The 3,877-nt window shown below is 40.1% G+C and carries 3 protein-coding genes and 1 pseudogene; 3 read left to right on the top strand and 1 reads right to left on the bottom strand.

The annotated features are described in order from the left end of the window. The 3 genes from CBG25_RS04555 to fbaA form a co-directional block, all read left to right on the top strand. Nucleotides 1-764: erythrose-4-phosphate dehydrogenase (locus tag CBG25_RS04555; protein ID WP_290604887.1), on the top strand; the 764-nt coding region annotated here is incomplete at its 5' end. A 76-nt stretch (nt 765-840) separates the two neighbouring features. After that, complete coding sequence (gene pgk, locus CBG25_RS04550; RefSeq protein ID WP_290604885.1) at nt 841-2,004, top strand: phosphoglycerate kinase; 1,164 nt, start codon at nt 841-843, stop codon at nt 2,002-2,004. A gap of 61 nt (nt 2,005-2,065) precedes the next feature. Then, the gene (gene fbaA / locus CBG25_RS04545) at nt 2,066-3,145 is read left to right on the top strand and encodes a class II fructose-bisphosphate aldolase (protein ID WP_290604883.1); all 1,080 of its coding nucleotides are present in this window, start codon (nt 2,066-2,068) and stop codon (nt 3,143-3,145) included. Between the two features lie 606 nt (nt 3,146-3,751). Here fbaA and CBG25_RS04540 read toward each other — a convergent pair. Next, nucleotides 3,752-3,877 (bottom strand): annotated as a pseudogene (locus CBG25_RS04540) (IS5/IS1182 family transposase); the annotation flags it as partial.

The following is a 3,877-nucleotide window of genomic DNA, read 5'->3' as shown; positions in this document are numbered from 1 at the left end:
CATTGGATATTGATGTAGTACTCGATTGTACGGGTGTTTATGGTTCAAAGGCCGATGGCTCTGCGCATTTATCTAGTGGCGCAAAAAAGGTGCTATTTTCTCATCCGGGAAGTACTGATCTTGATGCAACTATTGTTTATGGGGTTAATGAAACCAGTTTGAAAAATAGCGATCAACTGGTATCAAACGCATCTTGTACCACAAATTGTATTATTCCTGTGATTAAAATATTAGATGATGCTTTGGATATTGAGTCTGGTACAGTGACAACGATTCACGCTGCAATGAATGATCAGCCGGTTATTGATGCTTATCATCAAGATCTACGTCGTACACGCGCCGCTAGCCAATCTATCATTCCTGTTGATACCAAATTGGCTGCTGGGATCACACGAATATTTCCAAAATTCAAAGATCATTTTGAAGCGATATCGGTTCGCGTACCAACTATCAATGTAACGGCGATCGACCTGAGTGTGACGGTAAGATCTAAAGTAACGGTAGCTAAAGTCAATCAGCTGCTGCAACAAGCAGCAGAAGGTTCATTTCGTGGTATAGTTGATTATACTGAACTGCCGTTAGTATCAACAGATTTTAATCATGACCCACATAGTGCTATTATAGATGGTACGCAAACACGAGTTAGTGGGCAACACCTAATTAAGATTTTAGTTTGGTGCGATAATGAGTGGGGTTTTGCCAATCGTATGCTTGATACGACATTAGCAATGGCTGCTACTGGTTTCAACAAATCTATCTGTTGACAGACAGTATGGGGAATATTGCTCTCCATGCACAGCAGAAGATTAATAATTTAGAGAATCAACGAGAGGATTCACCATGTCTGTAATTAAGATGACCGATTTAGATCTAGCGGGTAAAAAAGTATTCATCCGGGCTGACCTAAACGTTCCTGTCAAAGATGGCAAAGTTACCTCTGATGCACGGATCCGTGCTTCTTTACCGACGATTGAAACCGCTTTAAAGCAAGGTGCAAAGGTAATGGTAACGTCTCATTTAGGTCGCCCGATTGAAGGTGAGTATAATGAGGAATTTTCATTGAAACCCGTTGTAGACTATTTAGCAGATAAGCTCGACTATCCTGTTCGTTTAGTAAAAGATTATTTAAATGGAGTTGAAGTTGCTAATGGCGAGCTGGTGGTTCTTGAAAATGTACGCTTCAACCGGGGTGAAAAAAAGGATGATGAAAATTTATCTAAGCAATATGCTGCACTTTGTGACATTTATGTAATGGATGCATTTGGTACGGCGCACCGTGCTCAGGCATCAACCCATGGTGTGGCAAAATTTGCGCCGATAGCATGCGCAGGGCCGCTGTTATTTGCTGAGTTGGACGCATTAGGTAAAGCATTGAAAGAGCCTGCTCGCCCAATGGTTGCAATCGTTGGTGGTTCAAAAGTTTCGACTAAATTAACTGTCTTGGATTCTTTAGCAAAAATTGCCGACCAAATTATTGTGGGAGGCGGTATTGCCAATACTTTTATCGCTGCTGAAGGTCATAAAGTCGGCCGTTCTTTATATGAAGATGACTTGATCCCAGAAGCAGAAAAATTATTATCTAATTGCGATATTCCTGTACCCACTGATGTTCGTGTGGCGACTGAATTTTCTGAAACAGCTGAAGCGGTAATGAAATCTGTCAATGATGTTAAAGATGATGAGCAGATTTTGGACTTAGGCGATGAAACTGCTGAACGTTTGGCGGGTATTTTTAAAAAAGCAAAAACGATTTTATGGAATGGTCCGGTTGGGGTTTTCGAGTTTCCTAATTTTCGCCACGGCACCGCAGTGATTGCCCAAGCGATTGCAGAAAGTGAAGCTTTTTCTATTGCAGGTGGTGGTGATACATTAGCGGCGATTGATCTGTTTGGTATTGCGGATAAAATTTCTTATATTTCTACTGGCGGTGGTGCTTTTCTTGAATTTGTGGAAGGTAAAAAATTACCTGCAGTTGTTGTGTTAGAAGAACGAGCAAAACAGTAATTATATCTGAAGAAAATGACAGGTAGCCCTGTTCACCTGTCCAATAATAGGATTTTATCTCATGTCTAAGATTTTTGATTTTGTAAAACCAGGTGTTATTACCGGCGATGATGTGCAAAAAGTTTTTGCCGTTGTAAAACAACATAAATTTGCGTTGCCGGCAGTCAATTGTGTCGGTACAGATTCGATTAATGCTGTTTTGGAAACTGCTGCTAAAGTTCGTTCTCCGGTAATTGTCCAATTTTCTAACGGTGGTGCTGCGTTTATCGCCGGTAAAGGTCTAAAAGCAGAAGGTCAGCAAGCTGCGATTTTAGGCGCAATATCAGGTGCTCATCATGTGCATCAAATGGCAAAACATTATGGTGTCGCTGTTATTTTACACACTGATCATTGTGCACGTAAACTACTGCCATGGATTGATGGCTTGCTAGATGCTGGCGAGGAATATTATAAAACCACCGGTAAGCCACTGTTTTCATCGCATATGATCGATTTGTCTGAAGAGTCATTGGCGGAAAATATTGAAATTTGCTCTCAATATTCGCAACGGATGAGCAAAATGGGCATGACATTAGAAATTGAGTTAGGTTGCACTGGTGGTGAGGAAGATGGTGTCGATAACACTGACTTAGATAGCTCATCGCTTTATACACAGCCCGAAGATGTCGCTTATGCTTATGAGCAATTGAGTAAAATTAGTCATCGATTTACTATTGCGGCATCTTTCGGTAATGTGCATGGTGTTTATAAGCCAGGCAACGTTCAATTAACACCAAAAACTCTACACAACTCACAACAGTACGTTGCGCAGAAATTTAATTTGTCAGCGGAAAATAATCTGAATTTTGTTTTCCATGGAGGTTCAGGCTCTACTGCTGAAGAGATTAAAGAAGCGGTCAGTTATGGTGTGGTAAAAATGAATATTGATACTGACACCCAGTGGGCGACCTGGGAAGGCATTTTGCATTATTATAAGAAAAATGAAGGTTATCTACAAAGCCAACTGGGTAATCCAGAAGGTGAAGATAAACCTAATAAAAAATATTATGATCCTCGTGTTTGGCTGCGTGCGGGTCAGACTTCCATGATTGAGCGTTTAGAACTTGCATATAAAGAGTTAAACTGTATCAATGTGCTGTAATTAAACGCTATTTTATTTTCCTAGTTCTCAACCCTATGGTTCACCATAGGGTTTTTTATTATCCGACGTAAGTTTTGACAAAAAAGATGTTTTTGGGATAAGTAAGATATCAATTTTATCAAAACTAATAAAATATTATACGGTTAAAGATATTACTGATAGATAGAATAAATAATTAACCATTCGGGTAAAACAGAACATCGACATATCAAGCGACGAATACCAGCTATGCTGGTATTTAAATCATTGCATTGTACTTAAACTTTGCTTACAGATACCGAATTGATACATATGTTAAACTAGGAGCAGCTTCAATATCCGAAAAGAAAGATTTGTTGCTGGCAACCGATTTTATCTGTTAGCCAGCTAAAAATAACAGAGCAACTTTTACTGAAATGCTAGCGGGTTTCCAAAAAACGCATCCCCCTCATTGTGAGCATGCCATTTTTATCAAGGTAACTTTTTAACGTACGGGCACCTCGAAAAACTCAAGATTTTCAATTAACCCTTGGCTTTCATTCTAAATAATTAGATTTTTTTTGATTATCACGCTACTGATTCTATCGCACATTGCCCTGGCTAGGGCCATTTGACCCATTCTGGGCGTCAGAAAGCCACGATGCACGCGCTCTGGAAGTACGCCAACCGCTTTAGGTTGTAACATGCTGCCATCATCGTCATGGCAAAATTAGCGCGCACCTGTCCAATGGTGCGGATCAGTTTTCTACCCAT

The sequence above is a fragment of the Arsenophonus sp. ENCA genome, from assembly GCF_002287155.1.
Classification (GTDB): Bacteria; Pseudomonadota; Gammaproteobacteria; order Enterobacterales; family Enterobacteriaceae; genus Arsenophonus; species Arsenophonus nilaparvatae.
This window is presented reverse-complemented; position numbering and strand designations above follow the sequence as displayed.

What these genes read in the sequence shown, in the direction of transcription:
- pgk (WP_290604885.1), top strand. Translation starts at nt 841, where the DNA reads ATGTCTGTAATTAAGATGACCGATTTAGATCTAGCGGGTAAAAAAGTA.
- fbaA (WP_290604883.1), top strand. Translation starts at nt 2,066, where the DNA reads ATGTCTAAGATTTTTGATTTTGTAAAACCAGGTGTTATTACCGGCGAT.